We start from the raw sequence: 21,524 nt of genomic DNA, 5'->3' as shown, positions 1-21,524 counted from the left end.
GCCGAGCCCGCGTGATCGTCGTCCACGGCGCCTGCGCGACGCATCCGTCGCTCACCCGCCGGAACCGATGGTCACCGCCTGGTGGCGGCAGCGGCGAACCTCGCGAGGGCGCCGGTCAGGGCCTCGACGGCCGTCGCCGAGCCGGGCAGGCCGTGGCGGGCGGCGATCCAGGTGGGCTCGTTCCAGCCCAGCCACACCTGTCCGGCCTCGTCCTGCCAGGCCAGCGCCTTCAGCGGGAGGTCGATGCCCGCGGTCTGGCGCTCCTGCATCAGCGGCGTCCCGCCCTCCGGACGGCCGAAGAGCAGCACCGTGGTGGGCCGCAGCTCCAGGCCCACCTTCGCGGCCGCGGCGGCGTGGTCGATCCGCGCGAGCACGGCGAGCCCCGCCTCCTCGACCGCGGCGGCGAGCCGGTCGACGGTGTCCGGCACGGGGTACGGGGACGCCACGGCGGTGAGGCCGTCGATCTCACTCATGAGGTGCTCCCAACTCGGGGTCGCGCTTCTGCAGGAACGGCACTTTCCCGCACTCCGGTTGCGGGAACGTGCCGTTCCTGCAACTCGGCCGGGCCGGGCCCGGACACGACGGGCCTCAGAACGGGGGCGGGTCGTCGCTGCCCGGGAGGCCGGCGAAGGGGTCGCGGGGGCGGCCGCCGTTGGTGCCCGGCGCCGTCGCCGTGGCCGGCGAGGCGGCCTCGGACTCGCGGGTCGCCCACGCCGGGAAGGGGAACTCGACGGCGATCGGCACCGGGATCTCGGGCTGGGACACGAACATGGTGCCGGGCTTGGCGAGGACGGCGCGGGCGCGCTGGGTGGGCGGCAGGAAGCCGTACTCCGGGCGGCCGGCCTCGGCGGGGTCGAGCCGGCCGACGATCTTCACCGACGAGTTGGAGACGATCCGCCGCTCCACCTCGCTGGCCGTCTGCTGCGCGCCGACGAGGATGATCCCGAGCGAGCGGCCGCGCTCGGCGATGTCGAGCAGGACCTCCTTGATCGGGCTCGATCCCTCACGGGGGGCGTACTTGTTGAGCTCGTCGATCATGGTGAACAGCAGCCCGCCGGGCCCTGCCTGCTCCTTGCGGGCGGTCTCGGCGGCCAGCACCACACCGACGACGAAGCGTTGCGCGCGTTCGGGCAGGTTGTGCAGGTCGACGACGGTGAGCTGGGTGCCCTCGGTGGTGACCCGCCGCGCGTTGGTGTCGGCGAGGTCGCCGCGGACGATGCCGCGCAGGGGCTTGAGGCTCGACCGCAGCCGCCGCAGGAAGGCGTTGACGGTGCCGACACCGGTGACGGGGCCGGCCCAGTCGCGGCGGGAGTCCTCGTCGGTGAGCCGGTCGGACACGAACTCGACGAGGTCGTCGTAGGTGCGCAGGACCTGGCCCTCGATCATCACCGAGCCGGAGTCGCCGACGGCGGTGACCTCGCGCTTGAGCCGGGACGCGACCTGGTGGATGACCATCGTGTACTGGTTGCGCTCGTCCTCGGCGTCGGCGAAGACGTAGGGCAGCAGCTCGCGGGCGCAGAACTCGCCGAGGGTCCACCAGAACGCCGCGATGCCGTGGGTGCGGCCGACGACGTGGGGGCGCCCGGACAGGTCGTCGGGGGTGGGTGGGGCGAAGAACCCGACGGAGCCGAACGGCGCCGCGGTGAGGCCGAGGCGGGCGTAGTCGGCGCGCAGGTCGTCGTCGAGGCGGACGTTGGGCCGGTCGAGGAACAGCAGGTCCTCGCCCTTGACGCTGAACACGAGCGCCTTGGAGTTGAGTGCGCGCCGCCCCAGCGCCCCACCGGTGAACAGCGAGTACAGCAGGAACAGCGCGAAGCTCGTCTTGGTCGCGACGCCGGAGATGCCCGAGATCGAGACGTGCCCGCCGCGGGTGCCGTCGAGGAACTCGAGGTTGACGTAGACGGGTTCGCCGTCGCGCCCGACCCCGGCGGCGACCTGGTGCTCCATCCGGTCGAAGTAGAGGGCGCGGGCGCGTTCGTCGCCGGTGGCGCGGCGGACGAGCTCGCCGGGGCGCGGCGGCACGTAGAACTCGGGGTCGACCCGCGTGGTCATCACCTCGGCGATCTCCTGCACCTGGGCGGGCAGGACGCCGTCGGCGATGAGGAAGACGTCGGAGCCGAAGGACGCCCCCTCGTGGCGGGCGCGGACCTCGGTCACGACGCCGCTGGTGACGACCGTGCCGACGCCGGGGACGTCGCGTTCGGTGGCGACGACGTCGTCGAGCTGCAGGTAGGCGCCGGGCGCGAGCGCGACGGCGAACTCGAGCGGGGTCGAGTCCTCGGTGCCGAGGACGCGGCCGACGACGGAGCCGGTCTCCGGCTGCGGCGCGGCCCCTGCGGGCAGCCCTGATGTCGTGGCCACGGTCCTCCTCGGATGCGGGTCCGCACGACCCTATCGACGGCCCACGACGGTCCCGCGCACGCGGCGCCGGGAGGCGCCGGGAACCTCAGCGGCGCAGCGCGATCCGTGCCCACGTCGCGGCGAGCACCACGACGGCGAGCAGCGCCAGTACCAGCCCCACACCGGGGCCGAGACCGCCCTGGGGCACCGAGATCTGGCGCGACCAGACGGCCCACACCCCGGTGATCGTCGAGATGCCGCAGCCGGCGGCGCAGACCCAGGCGAGCGCCCAGTACCGCGTCGCGAGGGCGGCGCCGGAGGCGGCGACGCCGAAGATCATCGCGGCGAAGGTGAACAGCCGCGGGAGGATGCCGTAGCCGGCGCCCTCGCCGACGAGCAGGTCCCAGCCGCGCTCGTCGCCGATCCAGGGCAGCAGGAACGCACCGACGAGCACGAGCACCGCGACGGCGACGACCATCGCGGTGGCCCCGGGGTCGATGCGGCGTTCCACGCGGCGCGCGACGTCGCGCAGCTCGCGGTCGAGCTCGGAGAGCCCCTCGGTCATGCCGTTCTCCTCACGCTCGTCGGCCATCAGTTCCCGCCGCATCCCGAGGCCGCGGCCACCGGCACCGGGGCCGGGGCGCCGAAGCCGGGCAGGCCGAGGCCGGTCGGGGCGCCGCCGGGGCGGGTGCCGGCCTCGAACGCGTCGCCCGCGCGGGTGCGCCGGTGCGAGAGCAGCCCGTCGTCGGCGACGAGGTGGTGCGGGGCGCCGTAGCCGATGGTCACGGTGACGACGTCGCCGGGGCGGACCGGGGCGTCGCCGGGGGCGAAGTGCACGAGCCGGCCGTCGCGGGCCCGGCCGGACATGCGGCGGGTCTCGGCGTCCTTGCGGCCCTCGCCCGTGGACACGAGCACCTCGACCTCGCGGCCCTCGACGGCCCGGTTCTGCTCCCAGGAGATGCGTTCCTGCAGCTCGACGAGGCGCATGTAGCGCTCCTGGACGACGTGCTTGGGCAGCTGGTCGGGCAGCGTGGCGGCGGGCGTGCCGGGGCGCGGGGAGTATTGGAAGGTGAAGGCCTGGGCGAACCGGGCGCGCTCGACGACGTCGAGGGTCGCCTGGAAGTCCTGCTCGGTCTCGCCCGGGAAGCCGACGATGATGTCGGTGCTGATCGCGGCGTCGGGGATCGACGCGCGCACCTCGTCGAGGATCGCGAGGAACCGCGAGGAGCGGTAGGAGCGGCGCATCTCGCGCAGGACGCGGTCGGAGCCCGACTGCAGCGGCATGTGCAGCTGCGGGCACACGTTGGGCGTCTGCGCCATGGCGGCGATGACGTCGGAGGAGAACTCGCGCGGGTGCGGCGAGGTGAAGCGGACCCGCTCCAGGCCCTCGACGTCGCCGCAGGCGCGCAGCAGCTTGGAGAACGCCTCGCGGTCGCCGAACTCGACGCCGTAGGCGTTGACGTTCTGGCCGAGCAGGGTCACCTCGAGCACGCCGTCGGCGGCCAGGGCAGCAACCTCGGCCAGGACGTCGCCGGGGCGGCGGTCGCGCTCCGTGCCGCGCAACGACGGCACGATGCAGAACGTGCAGGTGTTGTTGCAGCCCACCGAGATCGACACCCAGCCGGCATAGGCGGACTCGCGCCGGGCCGGGAGCGTCGAGGGGAAGACCTCGAGGGACTCCCGGATCTCGACCTCGGCGCGCTCGTTGTGCCGGGCGCGCTCCAGCAGCGTGGGCAGGGCGCCGACGTTGTGGGTGCCGAACACGACGTCGACCCACGGCGCCTTCGCGACGATCGTGTCGCGGTCCTTCTGCGCGAGGCAGCCGCCGACGGCGATCTGCATCCCGGGCTCGGCGGCCTTGCGCGGGGCGAGGTGGCCGAGGTTGCCGTAGAGCTTGTTGTCGGCGTTCTCGCGGACGGCGCAGGTGTTGAAGACGACGACGTCGGCGGTGTCCGCGTCGTCGGCCCGGACGTATCCCGCCGACTCCAGCAGACCCGCCATCCGCTCGGAGTCGTGCACGTTCATCTGGCACCCGTAGGTGCGGATGGTGTAGCTGCGGGTCACGGCCCGAGGGTATGCCGTCGGCGGCGGGCGCGGCGCACCGGTGCCGGGCGGCGGGGGTCGACCGGCGGCGCGGGGCGGGAGAGGATGCGCCGGTGCGGGACGATGCGGACACCCTCGACCGCCGGGGGTTCCTGCGCGCGTGCGGGGCGCTGGGGCTCGCGGCCGCCCTGTCGGCGTGCACGTCCGCCTGGGCCGACGTGCGGCTGACGGTCGCCACCGGTGCGACACAAGGCGTCTACTACGGCCTCGGCGGGGCGTTGGCCGACGTGTGGCGTGACCACCTGGGCCTCGCCGCACGACCCGAGGTGGTGCCCACCGACGGGTCCGGGCAGAACCTGGCGTTGCTCGCCGACGGCCGCGCGGACGTCGCGTTCTCCCAGATCGACACGGCGGCCGACGCCCTGGCCGCCGTCCCGACGGGTCCACGCTCGCCCCGGGCGCTGGCCCGGATCTACGACGACGCGACGCAGGTCGTGGTGCGCGCCGACTCGCCCTACCGGGCGCTCGCCGACCTGCGGGGGGCCCGGGTGTCGATCGGCGCCGCGAACTCCGGCGTCACCCCGATCGCGCAACGCCTGCTGCGCGGCGCGGGCCTCGATCCCGACCGTGATGTCCGGCCCGCGACGCTGGGCATCAACGACTCGGTAGCGGCGATGCGCGACAACGGGATCGACGCGTTCTTCTGGTCGGGCGGGCTGCCGACGGTCGGGGTGGCGACGCTGGCCGCGACCGTGCCGGTGCGGCTGCTGGACCTGCGTGACCTGCTCCCCCGGGTTCGTGGCGCCTACCCGGTGTACTCGACGGGCACCGTCCCCGCGCAGACCTACGGCATCCCCGACCCGATCACGACCCTGCTGGTGCGCAACGTGCTGGTGGTACCGGCGGCGATGCCCGACGGCGTGGCCGCCGCGCTGGTCGACGGCTTGTTCGCCGAGCAGCCGAGGCTGGCGGCGGCGAGCGCGGCGGCGCTGACCATCGACGCCCGCGCCGCGATCGGCACCCAGCCCGTGCCCCTGCACCCGGGCGCGGAGCGGTTCTACCGCTCGACGAAGTCCCTCTGAGGTTCTCCCCCATCCGAACGAACGGCCCGGTGGGGTCACTCAGTTGCGCGACTGTGCCGTTCGTTCGGGTGGGTCGGGTGCGGGTTCCGGGGTGGGGAGGCTCGCGACGACCCGCAGGCCCCCGTCCTGGGGTGATTCCAGGCGCAGCGACCCGCCCGCCAGCTCCGTGGTCCGGGCCGCGATCGCCAGGCCCAGCCCGGAGCCCTCGACGTTGCTCTGGTCCGGGGCGCGCCAGAACCGGTCGGTTGCGCGGTCGAGGTCGTCGGCGGCGATGCCGGGGCCGGTGTCGCGCACCCCGATCTCGACCGTGCCGTCGATCCCGAGGACGGCGACGTCGATCCGTCCGCCCGCGGGGGTGAACTTGACGGCGTTGTCGAGCAGCGCGTCGAGCACGGTCTCGATGCCACCGGCCGGGGCGCGGGCCACGAGGCCGCGGGAACCGCTGCGGCGCAACGTCAGTCCGGTGTGCTCGGCGAGCGGGCGCCAGGCGTCGACCCGGTCGTCGACGGCGGCGTCGACGTCGACGGTCTCGCTCACCGACACCCGCTCGGCCCGGGCGAGGGCGAGGAGCCCGTCGAGCACCGCGGAGAGCCGCTCGGTCTCCTCCATCGCGGCGACGTGGTCGTCGGCGGCGGGGCCGGCGACGTGCCCGTCGAGGTTGGACAGCCGCAGCCGCAGCGCGGTGAGCGGGTTGCGCAGCTGGTGGCTCGCGTCGGCGACGAACGCACGCTGCGCGGACAGGGTCTGGATGACGGTCTCGGCCATCTCGTCGAACGAGGTGGTGAGCCGGCGCAGCTCGGGTGGCCCGGACCCGTCGGCGACCGGGTCGGCGGGCTCGCCGGCCAGCACCGCGCCCGCGACGCGGTGGGTGCCTTCGTCGAGACGCCGGACCGGGCGCAGGATCCAGCGCACGACGGGCAGGGCGACGAGCGTCCCGACGACCAGGGCCAGCAGGAACGCGCCGCCCACGATGCTCCAGACCCGCAGCTCCTGCGCCCGCAGCGCCCCCGTCGGCGACACCGTCACCGCCGCCCCGCGCACCTCGCCGTCGACGAGGACGGGCTCGGCCAGCACGACGGGCCGCTCGTCCCACGGCAGCAGGTAGGGGTAGGGCTCGGAGCGGCGGTTGGCGAGGGCGAGCCTGACGCGTTCGTGTCCGTCCTCGTCGAGGTCCAGGTCGCCCTCCGACGACGCGACCAGCCGCTGGGTGCGGTCGAGCACGGCCACCTGGACCCCGTAGACGTCCTGGTAGCGGGCCAGCTCGGCGGCCAGCCCGGAGGCGTCGGCCTCGGTGATGGGGCGCTGCGCGATGGAGGCGAAGAAGATCGTGTCGGTGAGCCGGTCGGTGAACAGCTCCTGCTGGGCCGAACGGGTGTCGGCCAGCCCGAGCGGGATGCCGAGGCCCGCGGCGAGCAGCCCCATCAGGACCAGGACCGTGACGAGCAGCCGGAGGCGCACCGCGGCTACTCGGCGGTCGGGGCCGGGACGCCGAGGCGGTAGCCGACACCGCGGACGGTCTGGACGAGGTCGGCCCGCCCGAGCTTGGTGCGCAGGGTGGCGACGTGCACGTCGAGGGTGCGGTTGGCCCCCGGCCAGCTGCGGCCCCACACCTCGGCGACGATCCGGCTGCGGGTGCAGACGGTCCCGCGGGCCGCCGCGAGCAGCGCCAGCACCTGGAACTCCTTGCGGGTCAACGAGACCTCGCCGTCGTCGATGGTGACGACGTGCCGGTCGAGGTCGATGCGCACGCCCTCGACGACGACCTCGCCGCCGACGGCGACGCCCCCACCGGCCGGGGTGCCGCGGCGCCGGCAGACGGCGTGCACGCGGGCGACGAGCTCGCCGATGTCGTAGGGCTTCACCAGGTAGTCGTCGGCCCCGGAGTGCAGGCCGAGGATGCGGTCGTCGACCTCACCGCGCGCCGACACGACGATGACCGGCACGTCGGACACCTGCCGGATCGCCCGGCACACGTCGACGCCGTCGACGTCGGGCAGCCCGAGGTCGAGCAGGACGACGTCGACCCCCGGCAGGTGGTCGACCGCGCCGCGCCCCCGCGCGAGCCGGGTGGTGGTCATGCCGTGACGGTGCAGCGCGGGCCGCAGCGCGGCGGCGACCCGGTCGTCGTCCTCGACCAGCAGGATGTGCACGCCGCGAGCCTTCCCCAAGGGCGCTCCGAATCGGAGAGCGTTATGAGCCTGCAACCCTAAAGGTTGCCCAAGGTGGTGGACTCGGGTGTCCGATCCCCCCTAGCGTCCCGCCATGCCCGGAGGTTCCCTGTGAGCGAAACCACCCCGATGGTCCGGATGGCGGGCGTCGACAAGCACTTCGGCGATCTCCACGTCCTGCGTGACATCAACCTCGAGGTCCCGGCCGGGCAGGTCGTCGTCGTGCTCGGCCCGTCGGGCTCGGGGAAGTCGACGTTGTGCCGCACGATCAACCGTCTGGAGCCGATCGACAGCGGCGTCATCGAGATCGACGGGAAGACACTGCCCGCCGAGGGCAGGGAGCTCGCGCGGCTGCGCGCCGACGTCGGAATGGTGTTCCAGAGCTTCAACCTGTTCGCGCACAAGACGATCCTCGAGAACGTCACGCTCGCGCCCCTCAAGGTCCGCAAGGCGAACAAGGCCGCGGCCGAGAAGGAGGGGGTGGCGCTGCTCGAGCGGGTCGGCATCGCCAACCAGCGCGACAAGTACCCTGCGCAGCTCTCCGGCGGCCAGCAGCAGCGTGCCGCGATCGCCCGGGCGCTCGCGATGAAGCCCAAGGTCATGCTGTTCGACGAGCCCACCTCCGCGCTCGACCCCGAGATGGTCAACGAGGTCCTCGACGTCATGACCGGGCTGGCCAAGGAGGGCATGACCATGCTCGTGGTCACCCACGAGATGGGCTTCGCCCGCCGGGCCGCCAGCCGCGTCGTGTTCATGGCCGACGGCGAGATCGTCGAGGACGCCACGCCCGACACGTTCTTCACCGCGCCGAAGTCGGAACGCGCCAAGGACTTCCTGGGCAAGATCCTCACCCACTGAGCGGCTCCCACCAGCAGCGCCGCGGCGCGAGCGCCGCACCGTACGACAGCCCGACGTCCCGACTGCAGAGACGGAGATCCGATGAAGTTGCGCACCCTGGTGGTCGGCCTGATGGCCACCGCCCTGGCACTGACCGCGTGCGGGAAGGAGGGGGCGCCCGGCAACGAGGGCTCCGGCGTCACCCAGGAGGCGATCGCGGGGGTCGAGGTTCCCGGATCGACGACCTTCGCCGCGATGACGCAGCGTGGCCGCGTCGTCATCGGCGTCAAGGACGACCAGCCGGGCCTGGGCTTCAAGGACGCGACGACGAACCAGTTCTCCGGGTTCGACGTCGAGATCGCCCGCCTCGTCGCCGCCCAGCTCGGCTTCGGTGCCGACAAGATCGACTACAAGACGGTCCCGTCGGCCGCCCGCGAGGACACCATCTCCCGCGGTGAGGTCGACTACTACGTCGGCACCTACACGATCAACGACAACCGCAAGCAGCGCGTGTCGTTCGCCGGCCCGTACTTCGTGGCCGGCCAGGGCATCCTCGTGCGTTCCGACGAGACCGCCATCACCGGCAAGGACACCCTCAAGGGCAAGAAGGTCTGCTCCGTGACCGGCTCGACGCCGATCCAGCGGGTGCGCGACCAGGGCCTGACCGAGCCGGGCAACATCGTCGAGTTCCAGACCTACACCCAGTGTGTCGACCAGCTGCTGGCCAAGCAGGTGGACGCGGTCACCACCGACGACGCCATCCTCAAGGGCTACGCCTCGCAGCAGCCCGACAAGCTGAAGGTCGTCGGCGACACGTTCTCGACCGAGCCCTACGGCATCGGCCTGAACAAGGACGACGCCGCCCTGCGCGGCAAGATCAACGACATCCTTCAGAAGGCCTACGACGACGGCACGTGGCAGAAGATCTACGACGCCACCCTGGGCAAGTCCGGTTCCGCCGGCTCGCCGCCGCCGCTGCAGCGGTACTGATCGGACACCGGCGGGGCCGGGCCGCAGTCGCGGCCCGGCCCCGCCTCCGGCGTGAGGAGCCGATGGGTCGATGAACGTCCTGCTCGACAACCTGGGCCTCTACGGCCGCGCCTTCCTCGGCACGATCGAGCTGTTCCTGATCGCCGCGGTCGGGTCGCTGGTCCTGGGCGCGATCGTGGCCGGCATGCGGGTGAGCCCGGTGCCGGTACTGCGGGCCTTCGGCACGATCTATGTGAACCTGATCCGCAACACCCCGCTCACGCTGGTGTTGTTCTTCTTCGCGTTCGCCTACCCGCGCCTGGAGATCGTCGACCTCTCGTTCTTCACCCGGGCCTGCATCGGGCTGATCCTGTACACGGCCGCGTTCGTGTGCGAGGTGATCCGCTCAGGCATCAACACCGTCCCCGTCGGCCAGGCCGAGGCGTCACGCGCGCTCGGGTTCAGCTTCGGCCAGACCCTGACCACGATCGTCATGCCCCAGGCGATCCGCGCCGTCGTCCCGCCGCTGACCAACGTCCAGATCGCGCTGCTGAAGAACACCACGATCGCCTCGGGCTTCTCGGTGTTCCAGGCCGGCGGCATCTACCAGGAGCTGTCGGAGAACGGCTACAACATCCTGGTCGGCCTGCTCTGGATCGCGCTGGGCTTCCTGATCCTCGTCGTCCCGCTGACGCTGCTGCAGCGCAACCTCGACCGCCGTTGGAGCGTGGCGAAGTGACCTCGGTCCTCTACGACGTCCCGGGCCCCCGCGCCAAGGTCCGCAACGGCCTGATCGGGGTCGTCGGCACGGTCGTCGTGCTCGGCATCCTCGCCTTCGTCATCTACCGGCTCGCGGCGACCGGCCAGTTCGAGCCGCGGCTGTGGGAGTGGCTGCAGTTCAAGGCCATCCAGGTCGTGCTGGTGGAGGCGCTGCTCAACACGCTGAGCGCGTTCGCGGCGGCGGCGGTGCTGTCGCTGGCGTTCGGTGCGATCTTCGCGGCAGGCCGGATGTCGGAGCACGCGTGGCTGCGCGGCCCGTCGGCGGCGATCGTGGAGTTCTTCCGCGCCGTCCCCCTGCTGATCCTGATCTTCATCCTGTACTTCGGCGTCTCCCAGACGCTCGGCCTCAACCTGTCGACGTACTGGTCGCTGGTGCTGGGGCTGATGCTCTACAACGGCTCCGTGCTCGCCGAGGTCTTCCGGGCCGGCGTGCGGGCGCTGCCCCGCGGGCAGAGCGAGGCCGCGTACGCGCTGGGTATGCGCAAGACCCAGGTCATGACGAACGTGCTGCTCCCGCAGTCGCTGCGGGCGATGCTGCCGACGATCATCAGCCAGCTCGTCGTCGTCCTCAAGGACACCGCGCTGGGCTTCATCATCCTGTACCCGGAGCTGCTCTACCAGGCGCGTTTCCTCGGCAGCCAGGGTCAGCTCGGCGCCCCGATCCTGCAGGTCGCGATGGTCATCGCGGTGATCTACATCCTGTTGTGCCTGCTGCTGTCGGGCCTCGCGCAGCTGCTCGAACGGCGGACCCGCCGGTCCCCGCGGCGTGGCGACATCGACCCGAAGGAGAAGGCCCGCGCCGAGGGCGAGGTCTCCGCGGCGCAGGCCCAGGGCGGCGGCGGCGCGATCGGGGCCTGAACCGGCCGCCCGCCCTCGGGGCTCAGTCCTTGCGGCCGCTGACCGCGAGCCCCGCGCCCATCAGGATCATGAGCACGCCGCCGGTGCCGCCGAGGCGGCGCAGCCGGGCGGGTGAGGTCGCGAGCCAGGTCCGGGCGGCACCCGCGACGAGGCCCCAGACGCTGTCGCACACCGCCGCCAGGACCACGAACGTCATTCCGAGCACCAGCATCTGGGTCGCGGCGCTGCCGGCGGCCGGATCGGTGAACTGCGGCAGGACGGCGGCCAGCAGAACGATCGCCTTCGGGTTGGTGATGCCGACGAGCGCGCCTTGCACGAACACCCGCCGCTGCGCGGCGGCCTCCGCTCCCCCGGCGGTGCCGGTGACCGCGGCCATGACGTCGCCGCGGGAGCGCCAGGTCCGCACCCCCAGGAGGATCAGGTAGGCCGCGCCGGCCAGCTTCAGGACCGTGTAGGCGACTACGGAGCGTTCGGCGATCTCGCCCGCTCCGAACGCCACGGCGACCACGAGCACGGCGACGCCGCTGGCGTTTCCCGCCACCGACAGCAGCGCCGCGCGGCGCCCGTGTGCGAGGGCGCGCCCGACGATGAACAGCACGCTGGGCCCGGGGATGACGACGAGCACGAGCGCGCCGAGCATGAAGGTGAGTGAGTTCCCGAGGGTCGGCACGGCGCGACGGTAACCCGGAGCAGGCGTCCGGCGCGACGCGCTTACCGGTCGGCGACGACTCCGCCGCCCGTGGTGACGGCTGCCTATGCTGCGCCGATGTTCGGGATCTTGCGGCCCTGCCGCCACAGCCTCCCCGGCGGGCTGAAGGCCGACTGGACCGGTCACCTGTGCGGCCTGTGCCTCGCCCTGCGCGACGAGCACGGCCAGCTGGCGCGCACCGTCACCAACTACGACGGGCTGGTCGTCTCGGTCCTCGTCGACGCCCAGACCCCGGCCGAGCCGCGGCGGCGCACGGCCGGGCCGTGCCCGCTGCGGGGGTTCCGGACGGCGGGCGTGGCCAACGGCGACGGGGCGCGGCTGGCGGCAGCGGTGTCGCTGGTGCTGGCGTCGGCCAAGCTCGCCGACCACGCCGCCGACGGTGACGGCGCGCTGGCCCGGCGCCCGGTCGCGAAGGCGGCCACGGCGCTGTCGCGGCGGTGGGCCGGGCAGGCGCGCAGCGGGTCGGTGGCACTGGGGTTCGACGCGGGTGTGCTGCTCGACGCGGTCGCCCGCCAGCCCGCCGCCGAGCTCGCGGCGGGGCAGGGCACGGCGGGGCTGCTCGCCGCGACCGAGCCGACCGAGACCGCGACGGGTGCGGCGTTCGCGCACACCGCGGTCCTGGCCGGGCGGCCGGGCAACGCCGCGCCGTTGGCGGAGGCGGGCCGGTTGTTCGGCCGGCTGGCGCACCTGCTCGACGCGGTGTCGGACAAGGCGTCCGACGACGCCGTCGGCGCCTGGAACCCGTTGACCGCCACCGGGACGGACCTGGCGACGGCGCGCCGGCTGGCCGACGACGCGGCGCTGGGTGTGCGGCTGGCCCTCGACGACGTCGAGTGGGCGCGCCCGCGGCTCACCCACCGGCTGCTGGTCCACGAGCTCGACCGGGCGGTGGGGCACGCCTTCGCGCACACGGGCGGCGGGCCGGGTACCGGCCCCGACGAGGTCGACCTCACCAAGCACGGCGACGGTCCCGGTAGCCCGGGCACCGGCAACCGTCGCGGCCTGCTCGCGGGCTGCGCCGCCGCTATCGGGCTGTTCTGCACCTGCCAGGTCTGCTGCGCCGACGAGTTCCCCGGCCCGTGGAGCGGGCAGCCCCGTCAGGGCCTGTGCCACAACTGCGACTGTTGCGACTGCTGCGACGGCTGCTCCGGCTGCGGGGACTGCTCGTGCGACTGCTGCGACTGCTGCGACTGCAACTGCTGATCCGCGCGCAACCTCCCGCTGTCCCGGGCGGCTGCGACAGCAGTGGGGTTGCGCGCGGTCGTGGGTGGGCGACGGGCGCGTCACCAGCCGTAGAAGACCCGTTCGACGACGGCGCGGGCGCGGCGGGTGGTGCGCCGGTAGTCGTCGAGGAACACCCCCGGGTCACCACCCGGCGGGTAGCCCAGGGCGCTGGCGACGGCGGCGAGCTCGCGCCCGGACCGCGGCAGCTGGTCGCCGGGCTTGCCCTTGACCAGCATGACGGCGTTGCGGGCCCGGGTGGCCGTCGTCCAGCCGCTGGTGAGCTCGGCGGCGTCGTCGGCGGTGAGCAGCCCCGCCGCGGCCGCCTCCCGCAGCCCGGCGAGGGTCGAGGTGGTTCGCAGCTCGGGGACCTCGCCCGCGTGCTGGAGCTGCAGCAGCTGCACCGTCCACTCGACGTCGGCCAGGCCGCCGTGGCCGAGCTTGGTGTGGGTGGTGCGGTCGGCGCCGCGGGGCAGGCGCTCGGCGTCCACCCGGGCCTTGATCCGGCGGATCTCGGTGACCGCGGCGGCGGGCAGACCGTCGGCCGGGTAGCGGATCGGGTCGATCATCTCGACGAACCGCTCCCCCAGGTCGCCGTCACCCGCGACGGGCCGGGCCCGCAACAGCGCCTGGGCCTCCCACACCTCGGCCCAGCGGGCGTAGTACTCGCGGTAGGAGCGCAGTGTCCGCACCAGCGCGCCCTGACGGCCCTCGGGGCGCAGGTCGGCGTCGACGACCAGCGCCGGGTCGGGGCTGGCCGAGCCGAGGCTGCGCCGCACGGTCTCGGCGACCTGCGTCGCCCACTTCACGGCGGCGGCGTCGGCGTCGGGCCCGGTCTCGACGGCCTCGCACACGAACAGCACATCGGCGTCGCTGCCGTAGCCCAGCTCGGAACCGCCCAGCCGGCCCATGCCGATCACGGCGATCCGGGCCGGCGCGGGCCCGGACGCGGTGTGTTGCTTGATCGCCGCGCTCAGGGTCGCGCTCAGCACCGCGCACCACACCGACGACAGCGCCTCGCACACGTCGGCGACCGGAAGCAGCCCGAGCAGGTCGGCGCAGGCCACGCGCAGCATCTCGTGGCGGCGCAGCGAGCGCGCCGACCCGACGGCCTGGTCGAGCGCGTTCTGCCTGCCGACGGTGGCCAGCAGGGAGGCGGCGACGTCGGCGGGGTCGCGGGTGAGCTCGTCGGGGCGCCCGGCGCCGGGCAGGGCGAGCAGCCGCAGCACCTCCGGCGCCCGCACCAGCAGGTCGGGCACCAGCAGCGACGTGCCGAGCAGCCGCATGAGCCGCTGTGCGACGGCACCCTCGTCGCGCAGCAGCCGCAGGTACCAGGGCGTGAGCGCCAGCGCCTCGGAGACCTTGCGGTAGGACAGCAGGCCGCGGTCGGGATCGGGGCTGTCGGCGAGGTCCTCCAACAGCACCGGCAGCAGCGTGTGCTGGATCTGCGCGGCGCGTGACACCCCGCCGGTCAACGCGCGCAGGTGGTTGAGCGCGCCCTCCGGCGAGGCCCAGCCCAACGCCTGCAGGCGGGCCTTCGCGGCCGCGGCGGACATGGTGACGGCGTCGGCGGGCAGCCGGGACACCGAGTCGAGCAGCGGGCGGTAGAACAGCTTCTCGTGCAGCCGCCGAACCCGGCGCGCGTTGCGATGCCACTCGTCGAGCAGCACGCCCACGACGTCGCGGCGCCCGTCGTGGCGCAGCCGGGCGGCGCGGGCGAGCCAGCGCAGCGCCTCGGTGTCGTCCTCGGCGGGGAGCAGGTGTGTGCGGCGCATGCGTTGCAGCTGCAGCCGGTGCTCCAGCAACCGCAGGAACCGGTAGGACGCGGCGAGGTTCGCGCCGTCGTCGCGGCCGATGTAACCGTTGCCGGCCAGGGCTTCCAGGGCCTTCAGGGTCGACGGCGACCGGATCTCGGGGTCGGTGCGGCCGTGGACGAGCTGCAGCAGCTGCACCGCGAACTCGACGTCGCGCAGCCCACCGCGGCCCAGCTTCAGCTCGCGTTCGGCGTGGTCGGGGCGCACGTGCTCCTCGACGCGACGGCGCATCGCCTGCACGTCGGCGACGAAGTCCTCGCGCTCGGCGGCCTTCCACACCATCGGCGACACGGTGTCGAGGTAGGCCTGGCCCAGTTCGGGGTCGCCGGCGGCGGGCCGGGCCTTGAGCAGCGCCTGGAACTCCCACGTCTTGGCCCAGCGCCGGTAGTAGGAGGAGTGGCCCTCCAGGGTGCGCACGAGCGCGCCCTGTTTGCCCTCGGGGCGCAGGTTGGCGTCGATCTCGAAGCAGGCCTCACCGGCGACGCGCATCATGCGGCTCGCGATGCGGGTCGCGGTGGCGTCGGCGGGTTCGGCGACGAACACGACGTCGACGTCGGAGACGTAGTTCAGCTCGTGCCCGCCGGTCTTGCCCATCGCGATCACGGCGAGCCGCGCATCGGGTTCGGGGGTGTTCTCGGCGACGGCGACGGCGAGCGCGGCGTGCAGGGCGGCGAGTGCGAGGTCGGCGAGCTGCGCGGCGACGTCGTCGACCTCCATGACCGCCTGCGACGCGTCGCCGACCGCGGCGAGGTCGGCCGCGGCCAGCCCGAGGAGCTCGTCGCGGTAGGCGGTGCGCAGCGCGGTGACGGCGTCGGTGCCGGTCAGCGTCGCCACGGACCCGCCGGGGGAACCGGCGGGCGCGGCGCCGGGATCGGCGCCCACGGCCCGCAACAGGTTCGCGGTGCGCCGGGCCAGGTCCGGCGGCGGGTCGTGGCGGTCCGGGGTGTCGGCGAGCAGCAGCCACCGGTCGGGATGGGCGACGAGATGGTCCCCCAGGGCCGTCGACGACCCCGTCAGCGCGAACAGCCGCGCGCGGAGCCCGACGTCGGTACGCAGCTCGGCGTCGACGGTCGGCCAGTCCGCCGCCGCCTCGGCGAGCCGTTCGACGGTGCGCAGCGCGAGGTGCGGATCGGGGCTGCGGGCCAACGCCCACATGATCTCCTCGGCGCCGGCGGCGGGCCCGTCGCCCGCCCACCAGCCGAGTTTCTCCAGCGTCGGTGCCGTCCAGGGCTCGACGAGCCCGAGCCGGGCCGGCGAGGTGCCGCCGCTGCGATCCGCCACGGTCGTTGATCCTGCCCTATCGCACGCGCGTGCGGGCCGGGACCAGCCGCACCTCGCGGTGCAGCCCGGCCGGGCCGTACCCGATCCGGGCGTAGATCCGGTTGGGGACGTCGGCGGCGGTGTCGGTGAACAGGACGACGCCGCGCGCACCCGCCGCCAGCGCCCTCGCGGTCGCGGCGGCGGTGACCGCGGAGGCGTAGCCGTGGCCGCGGCGCTCGGGCGGGGTGTAGACGGGCCCGATCCGTGTCGCACCCGCTGCCGGTCCCCTGCCGACGGCGAACGCCACCGGCGTCCCACCGACCTCCCAGACGACGACGTCCCGGCCCAGGGCCCGCTGCTGCGCGACGAGCGTCGCCGGGTCCGGGCCGCCCGCGGGCGCCTCGTCGCCGTCCGGGTCGGGACGGCCCGGGTGATCGGCGGCGACGTCGGCGGCGAAGGCGCGCAACCACTGCGCGACCATCGGCCCGTCGCCCTCGACCGCGGCCCTGGCCACGCCGTCGACCCCGGTGGGCGCGACGAGGCCGTCGAGGACCCACAGCCGCATCTCGACGTCGGTCACCGCGGTCTCGCCTGTGCGGGCGCTGCGCGCGGCGGCGAACGCGTCGGTGGCGGGCGCGGCGCCGAACACGCCGCGGTCGGCCATCGGGGCGTCGCCGAGGGCGTCGGCGACCGCCGCGGCCGCCGCGGCCGGCAGGCCCGACACGAGCAGCGCGAACCCGCGGAACCGCAGCGCCGCGCCGACGACGCGGTCGGCACCGTCGTGGACGGTCAGCAGCGTGTCGATGCCGGTGGCACCGCCCGCCACCTCGGCGAGCGCGGTCAGCGCGACGGTGTTGGTGTGCGGGTCGGCCGCCAGCAGGGGCAGCGCGAGCCGCCGCCACCGCTCGGTCCCGCGGTCATCGGTGTCGTGTCGCCTGACCTCCACGACGGCCATGGTGCCCCGGCCGCAGCGGCCGGGGCGATCCGGTGCCCACCTCGCGGATCAGAGGATCGGTAGGTAGGTAGCCAGCTCGTAGGGCGTGACCTGGCGACGGTAGCCGTCCCACTCCTGACGCTTGTTGCGCAGGAAGAAGTCGAACACGTGCTCGCCGAGGACCTCCGCGACCAGCTCCGAGTGCTCCATCGCCGTCAGTGCCTCGGTGAGGTTCTGCGGCAACATCTCGTAGCCCATCGCACGGCGCTCGGTCTCGGTGAGCGACCAGACGTCGTCCTCGGTGGGCGAGGGCAGCTCGTAGCCCTTCTGCACGCCCTGCAGCCCGGCCCCGAGGATGACCGCGAACGCCAGGTACGGGTTGCAGGCGCTGTCGAGCGTGCGGATCTCCACCCGGCGCGTCGACTGCTTGCCGGGCGAGTACATCGGCACGCGCACCAGCGCCGACCGGTTCGCGTGCCCCCACGACACCGCCGTCGGCGCCTCGCCGCCGGTGATGAGCCGCTTGTAGGAGTTCACGAACTGGTTGGTGACCGCGCTCATCTCACGGGAGTGCCGCAGCACCCCGGCCACGAACGCCTTGCCCGTGGCGGACAGCTCGTACGGGTCGTCCGGGTCGTGGAAGGCGTTGCGGTCGCCCTCGAACAGGGAGAAGTGGGTGTGCATGGCCGACCCGGGGTGGTCGGAGAACGGCTTGGGCATGAACGACGCCCGCACGCCCTGGGTGATCGCGACCTCCTTCACGACGTAGCGGAACGTCATGATGTTGTCGGCCATCGTGAGCGCGTCGGCGTAGCGCAGGTCGATCTCCTGCTGGCCGGGGCCGCCCTCGTGGTGGCTGAACTCGACGGAGATGCCCATCGACTCCAGCGTCTCGATCGCGTTGCGCCGGAAGTGCGGCGCCACGTCGTGGGAGGCCTGGTCGAAGTAGCCGCCGTTGTCGGCCGCGATGGGCGCCGAGCCGTCCGCGGGCAGGTCGCGCAGCAGGTAGAACTCGATCTCGGGGTGGACGTAGCAGGTGAAGCCCATCTCGCCCGCCTTGGACAGCGCCCGGCGCAGCACGTGCCGCGGGTCGGCCCAGGACGGCGAGCCGTCGGGCATCGCGATGTCACAGAACATGCGCGCCGAGTAGTGCTCGCCGCTCGCGGTCTCCCACGGCAGCACCTGGAACGTCGAGGGATCGGGGCGGGCGACCATGTCGGACTCGTAGATCCGGGCGAAGCCCTCGATCGCCGAGCCGTCGAAGCCGATGCCCTCGGCGAACGCACCTTCCAGCTCGGCCGGTGCGACGGCCACCGACTTGAGGTAGCCGAGTACGTCGGTGAACCACAGCCGCACGAAGCGGATGTCGCGTTCCTCGAGCGTGCGGAGCACGAACTCCTGCTGACGATCCATGGTCACCGAGCCTAGGAACGGGCTGTTACGGGAATGTTTCGTCGCCGGTCGGGACCGGCGACATCACGCCGACGGATCGGCGGGGTGTCACGACAGCCTGCACTCCAGGCCTTCCGCGGGCAACGTCAGGTCGGTCAGGTAGGCCGACACCGCGCCGTCGACGCACGCGTTGCCCTGCAGCGACGCCGTGTGCTGGTCGCCGTCGACCTTGATCAGCCGCCCGCCCAGCGCCTTGGCCAGGTCCACACCCGCCTGGTAGGGCGTCGCCGGGTCGCCCGTCACGGAGACGACGACCGTCGGCGGCAGCCCGTCGACCTTCGGCACGTGCGGCTGGCTCGTCGGCTTCACCGGCCAGAACGCGCACGGGTCCAGCGCGTCGACCGGCCCCTTGCCCGTGCTGCGGAACGGCGCCACCTCGTCGACCTTGCGGTTCTGCTCGTCGATCTGGGCACGGTCGGTGATCTGCTGTTCGTCGACGCAGCTGATCGCCGTGAACGCCTCGAGCATGTTGGAGTAGTGGCCCGCGGCGTCGCGGTCGAAGTAGAGGTCGGCCAGGCGCAGCAGGATCGTGCCGTTGCCGCGCGCCAGGTCGGCGATGCCGCGCGCCAGGATCGGGTAGGCCGCCGACACGTACAGCGCCTGTGAGATGCCGGTCTGCGCGTCGTTCCAGCCCAGGGTGCGGCCCGCGCCGGCGGGCAGCGGGTCGTCGATGAGGGGGCGCACCAGCGACAGCCACACCGTCGTCGCCTTCGCCGGGTCCTGGCCCAGCGGGCACGGCGTGGCCTGCGCGGCGCACCACGTCGCGAAGGCGTCGAACGCGCCCTGGAAGCCGGCGTTCTGGTCGATCGTGCGGTCGATCGTCGTCTGCTGCGGGTCGAGCGCGCCGTCGAGCACGAGGGCGCGGACGTTCTGCGGGAACGCCTCGGCGTAGGTCGAGCCGATGCGGGTGCCGTAGGAGAAGCCCGCGTAGGTCAGCTTCTGGTCGCCCAGGACCGCGCGCAGCACGTCCATGTCCTTGACGACGTCGCGCGTGCCGACGTTGGCCAGCACGTCGACACCGGTCTTGGAGATGCAGCCCTGCACGAACCGCTTGTTCTCCGCCTCGGTCTCGGCGACGCCCGCGGGCGAGGGGTCGGTGTCGTCGTCGGCCCGCTCGGCGTCGTTCTGCCTGTCGTCGAGACAGTCGATCGCGGGGGTGCTCGCGCCGACGCCGCGCGGGTCGAACCCGACGAGGTCGAACCGGGCGAGCACTGCGGCCGGCGTCTTCGAGCCGGTGCCCAGCGACGCGGCGAACTCGATCCCGGAGCCGCCGGGGCCGCCGGGGTTGACCAGCAGCGAGCCGATCCGGTTGGCCTGGTCGGTGGCCTTGTGCCGCAGCACGGCGATGTCGGCGGTCCGGCCGTCGGGGTCGGCGTAGTCGAGCGGGACACGCAGCATCGCGCAGTCGAGGCCGGGGGCGGTGAAGGTCTTCTCCTCGTCGGCCGAGGAGGCGAACTGGGCGCACGAGCCCCACGACAGCTTCTGGCCGTAGAACGACGCCAACGCCGGGTCGCTGCCCGCAGCCGCCGCGGAGGCACCGGTCGTCGAGGTGGTGCACGCCGCGGTCAGGACGGCCGCGAGCAGGACCGCGAGGATTCCGAGGGGCGTGCGGAGTGTGCGGCGGGGCACCGGGGACGACACCGTGCCAGCATGCCAGCGCCCGACCGCGGACCGTGGCGACGCCCCGCAGCGTCCCCCGAGGGGGCGAGGGGTACAGGTCGCCCCCTCGGGGGGCGAGGGGTACAGGTCGCTCCCCGAGGGGTGAGGGGTACAGGTCGCTCCCCGAGGGGTGAGGGGTACAGGTCGCTCCCCGAGGGGTGAGGGGTACAGGTCGCTCCCCGAGGGGTGAGGGGTACAGGTCGCTCCCCGAGGGGTGAGGGGTACAGGTCACTGTGTGAGCTGGGTCGCCCGACGGGGCGCCCGGGACGTCCGCGGTGTCACGCTTCGCTCACCAGCCCCTGACGACCCGGGGACCCGCGACGCGGGCCTCGAGGGAGGACGGACGACGATGTCTGCTGCCGAGCACACCCCTGCGACCGGTCGGGCGGGCGAGCCCGCCGAGGAGTCGCCCTACCGCACCACGGCCCGCCCCAGGCGGACCCGCATCCACCATCTCGCCGAGATGAAGCAGCGGGGCGAGCGGTGGCCGATGCTCACCGCCTACGACCGCTACTCCGCGGAGATCTTCGACGAGGCCGGCATCCCGGTCCTGCTCGTCGGCGACTCCGCGGGCAACAACGTCTACGGCTACGACAACACCATCCCGGTCACCGTCGACGAGCTGATGCCCCTGGTGAAGGCGGTCGTCCGCGGCGCTCCGCACGCGCTGGTCGTCGCCGACCTGCCGTTCGGCAGCTACCAGATCTCCGCCGCGCAGGCGATGGAGACCGGTGTCCGGTTCATGAAGGACGGCGGCGCGCACGCCGTCAAGCTCGAGGGCGGAGCCCGGTTCGCGCCGCAGGTCGACGCGCTCGCGGGTTCCGGCATCCCGGTGATGGCCCACCTCGGGTTCACCCCGCAGAGCGAGCACGCACTGGGCGGCTTCCGCATCCAGGGCCGCGGCGACGCGGGCGAGCGGCTGGTCGAGGACGCGCTCGCGCTGCAGGCGGCCGGCGCGTTCGCGGTCGTGCTGGAGATGGTGCCCGCCGACGTCGCCAAGCGGGTGACCGCCGAGCTCGTGATCCCGACCGTCGGCATCGGCGCGGGGCCGGACTGCGACGCGCAGGTCCTGGTGTGGTCGGACATGGCGGGGATGAACCGCGGGCACAAGCCGCGCTTCGTGAAGCCCTACGCCGACATGGGCTCGATCCTGCTCGGCGCCGCGAAGGCCTACGCGGCCGACGTCCGTGGCGGCGAGTACCCGGACGCGGACCACTCCTACAGCTGACCCTGCTCGTCGGAACCGAGCGAACGGCACAGTCGCGCAACCGGGGTGGTGTCTCGGGGTCGTCGCAACACCTTGATCGTGGAGGGTTGCGATGGCCCCGAGTGCCCGGCGAGATGTGGGATGGCGCAAGCCTGACCGGTTCACCACCTACGTTGCCCTGGTGAACCAGG

The 21,524-nt window shown here is 73.5% G+C and carries 18 protein-coding genes; 7 read left to right on the top strand and 11 right to left on the bottom strand.

Translation table 11 applies throughout. From position 1 onward, the window contains the following. Positions 1 to 71 precede the first annotated feature (71 nt). From AB7F12_RS30260 to miaB, 4 genes are all read right to left on the bottom strand, one after another. On the bottom strand, positions 72 to 473 hold the full coding sequence (locus AB7F12_RS30260; protein ID WP_428499217.1) for a DUF302 domain-containing protein: 402 nt from the start codon (positions 471 to 473) through the stop codon (positions 72 to 74). 115 nt (positions 474 to 588) lie between these two features. Next, complete coding sequence (locus AB7F12_RS30255; protein ID WP_428499216.1) at positions 589 to 2,361, bottom strand: ATP-binding protein; 1,773 nt, start codon at positions 2,359 to 2,361, stop codon at positions 589 to 591. Between the two features lie 85 nt (positions 2,362 to 2,446). Beyond that, the gene (locus AB7F12_RS30250; RefSeq protein WP_428499215.1) at positions 2,447 to 2,905 is read right to left on the bottom strand and encodes an Rv2732c family membrane protein; all 459 of its coding nucleotides are present in this window, start codon (positions 2,903 to 2,905) and stop codon (positions 2,447 to 2,449) included. 26 nt (positions 2,906 to 2,931) lie between these two features. Further along, entirely contained in the window at positions 2,932 to 4,404 is a 1,473-nt protein-coding gene (miaB, locus tag AB7F12_RS30245; RefSeq protein WP_428499214.1) for a tRNA (N6-isopentenyl adenosine(37)-C2)-methylthiotransferase MiaB, read from the bottom strand. A gap of 92 nt (positions 4,405 to 4,496) precedes the next feature. Between miaB and AB7F12_RS30240 the strand changes: the two genes are divergently transcribed. Then, positions 4,497 to 5,465: a TAXI family TRAP transporter solute-binding subunit gene (locus AB7F12_RS30240; protein ID WP_428499213.1), complete on the top strand. Its 969-nt coding sequence runs from the start codon at positions 4,497 to 4,499 to the stop codon at positions 5,463 to 5,465. 39 nt (positions 5,466 to 5,504) lie between these two features. Here AB7F12_RS30240 and AB7F12_RS30235 read toward each other — a convergent pair whose 3' ends face one another. Next, entirely contained in the window at positions 5,505 to 6,923 is a 1,419-nt protein-coding gene (locus tag AB7F12_RS30235) for a sensor histidine kinase (protein WP_428499212.1), read from the bottom strand. Between the two features lie 5 nt (positions 6,924 to 6,928). After that, on the bottom strand, positions 6,929 to 7,615 hold the full coding sequence (locus tag AB7F12_RS30230) for a response regulator transcription factor (RefSeq protein WP_428499211.1): 687 nt from the start codon (positions 7,613 to 7,615) through the stop codon (positions 6,929 to 6,931). Between the two features lie 147 nt (positions 7,616 to 7,762). Between AB7F12_RS30230 and AB7F12_RS30225 the strand changes: the two genes are divergently transcribed. The 4 genes from AB7F12_RS30225 (at position 7,763) to AB7F12_RS30210 (ending at position 11,077) form a co-directional block, all read left to right on the top strand. After that, positions 7,763 to 8,491 (top strand): amino acid ABC transporter ATP-binding protein, encoded by a 729-nt coding sequence (locus AB7F12_RS30225; RefSeq protein ID WP_428499236.1) that lies wholly within the window; start codon positions 7,763 to 7,765, stop codon positions 8,489 to 8,491. Between the two features lie 81 nt (positions 8,492 to 8,572). Then, positions 8,573 to 9,460, top strand: a complete 888-nt coding sequence (locus tag AB7F12_RS30220) for a glutamate ABC transporter substrate-binding protein (RefSeq protein WP_428499210.1) — start codon at positions 8,573 to 8,575, stop codon at positions 9,458 to 9,460. 70 nt (positions 9,461 to 9,530) lie between these two features. Then, on the top strand, positions 9,531 to 10,178 hold the full coding sequence (locus AB7F12_RS30215; protein ID WP_428499209.1) for an amino acid ABC transporter permease: 648 nt from the start codon (positions 9,531 to 9,533) through the stop codon (positions 10,176 to 10,178). After that, positions 10,175 to 11,077: an amino acid ABC transporter permease gene (locus AB7F12_RS30210; protein WP_428499208.1), complete on the top strand. Its 903-nt coding sequence runs from the start codon at positions 10,175 to 10,177 to the stop codon at positions 11,075 to 11,077. Before AB7F12_RS30215 ends, AB7F12_RS30210 begins: the two co-directional genes overlap by 4 nt. Before the next feature lie 22 nt (positions 11,078 to 11,099). On the opposite strand, the gene AB7F12_RS30205 is transcribed toward AB7F12_RS30210, so the two are convergent. Beyond that, entirely contained in the window at positions 11,100 to 11,747 is a 648-nt protein-coding gene (locus AB7F12_RS30205; RefSeq protein WP_428499207.1) for a LysE family translocator, read from the bottom strand. A 96-nt stretch (positions 11,748 to 11,843) separates the two neighbouring features. Here AB7F12_RS30205 and AB7F12_RS30200 point away from each other — a divergent pair, with 96 nt between their 5' ends. Then, on the top strand, positions 11,844 to 12,989 hold the full coding sequence (locus AB7F12_RS30200) for a DUF5685 family protein (protein WP_428499206.1): 1,146 nt from the start codon (positions 11,844 to 11,846) through the stop codon (positions 12,987 to 12,989). 80 nt (positions 12,990 to 13,069) lie between these two features. On the opposite strand, the gene AB7F12_RS30195 is transcribed toward AB7F12_RS30200, so the two are convergent. From AB7F12_RS30195 to AB7F12_RS30180, 4 genes are all read right to left on the bottom strand, one after another. Further along, positions 13,070 to 16,102, bottom strand: a complete 3,033-nt coding sequence (locus tag AB7F12_RS30195; protein ID WP_428499205.1) for a bifunctional [glutamine synthetase] adenylyltransferase/[glutamine synthetase]-adenylyl-L-tyrosine phosphorylase — start codon at positions 16,100 to 16,102, stop codon at positions 13,070 to 13,072. Positions 16,103 to 16,118: 16 nt separating this feature from the next. After that, positions 16,119 to 17,027 carry a GNAT family N-acetyltransferase gene (locus AB7F12_RS30190; RefSeq protein ID WP_428499204.1) on the bottom strand — a complete coding sequence of 303 codons (909 nt, stop codon included), beginning with the start codon at positions 17,025 to 17,027 and terminating at the stop codon, positions 16,119 to 16,121. A gap of 57 nt (positions 17,028 to 17,084) precedes the next feature. Next, positions 17,085 to 18,428 (bottom strand): type I glutamate--ammonia ligase, encoded by a 1,344-nt coding sequence (glnA, locus tag AB7F12_RS30185; RefSeq protein ID WP_428516480.1) that lies wholly within the window; start codon positions 18,426 to 18,428, stop codon positions 17,085 to 17,087. 87 nt (positions 18,429 to 18,515) lie between these two features. Then, complete coding sequence (locus AB7F12_RS30180) at positions 18,516 to 20,108, bottom strand: alpha/beta hydrolase (RefSeq protein ID WP_428499202.1); 1,593 nt, start codon at positions 20,106 to 20,108, stop codon at positions 18,516 to 18,518. A gap of 367 nt (positions 20,109 to 20,475) precedes the next feature. Between AB7F12_RS30180 and panB the strand changes: the two genes are divergently transcribed. Further along, a complete protein-coding gene (panB, locus tag AB7F12_RS30175) occupies positions 20,476 to 21,354 on the top strand; it encodes a 3-methyl-2-oxobutanoate hydroxymethyltransferase (protein ID WP_428499201.1) in 879 nt (292 codons plus the stop codon). The last annotated feature ends 170 nt before the right edge of the window (positions 21,355 to 21,524 follow it).

This window comes from Pseudonocardia sp. (assembly GCF_050250275.1).
Taxonomy (GTDB): domain Bacteria; phylum Actinomycetota; class Actinomycetes; order Mycobacteriales; family Pseudonocardiaceae; genus Pseudonocardia.
Note: the sequence above shows the minus strand (reverse complement) of the source record. Positions and strands in the feature narration are given on the sequence as shown.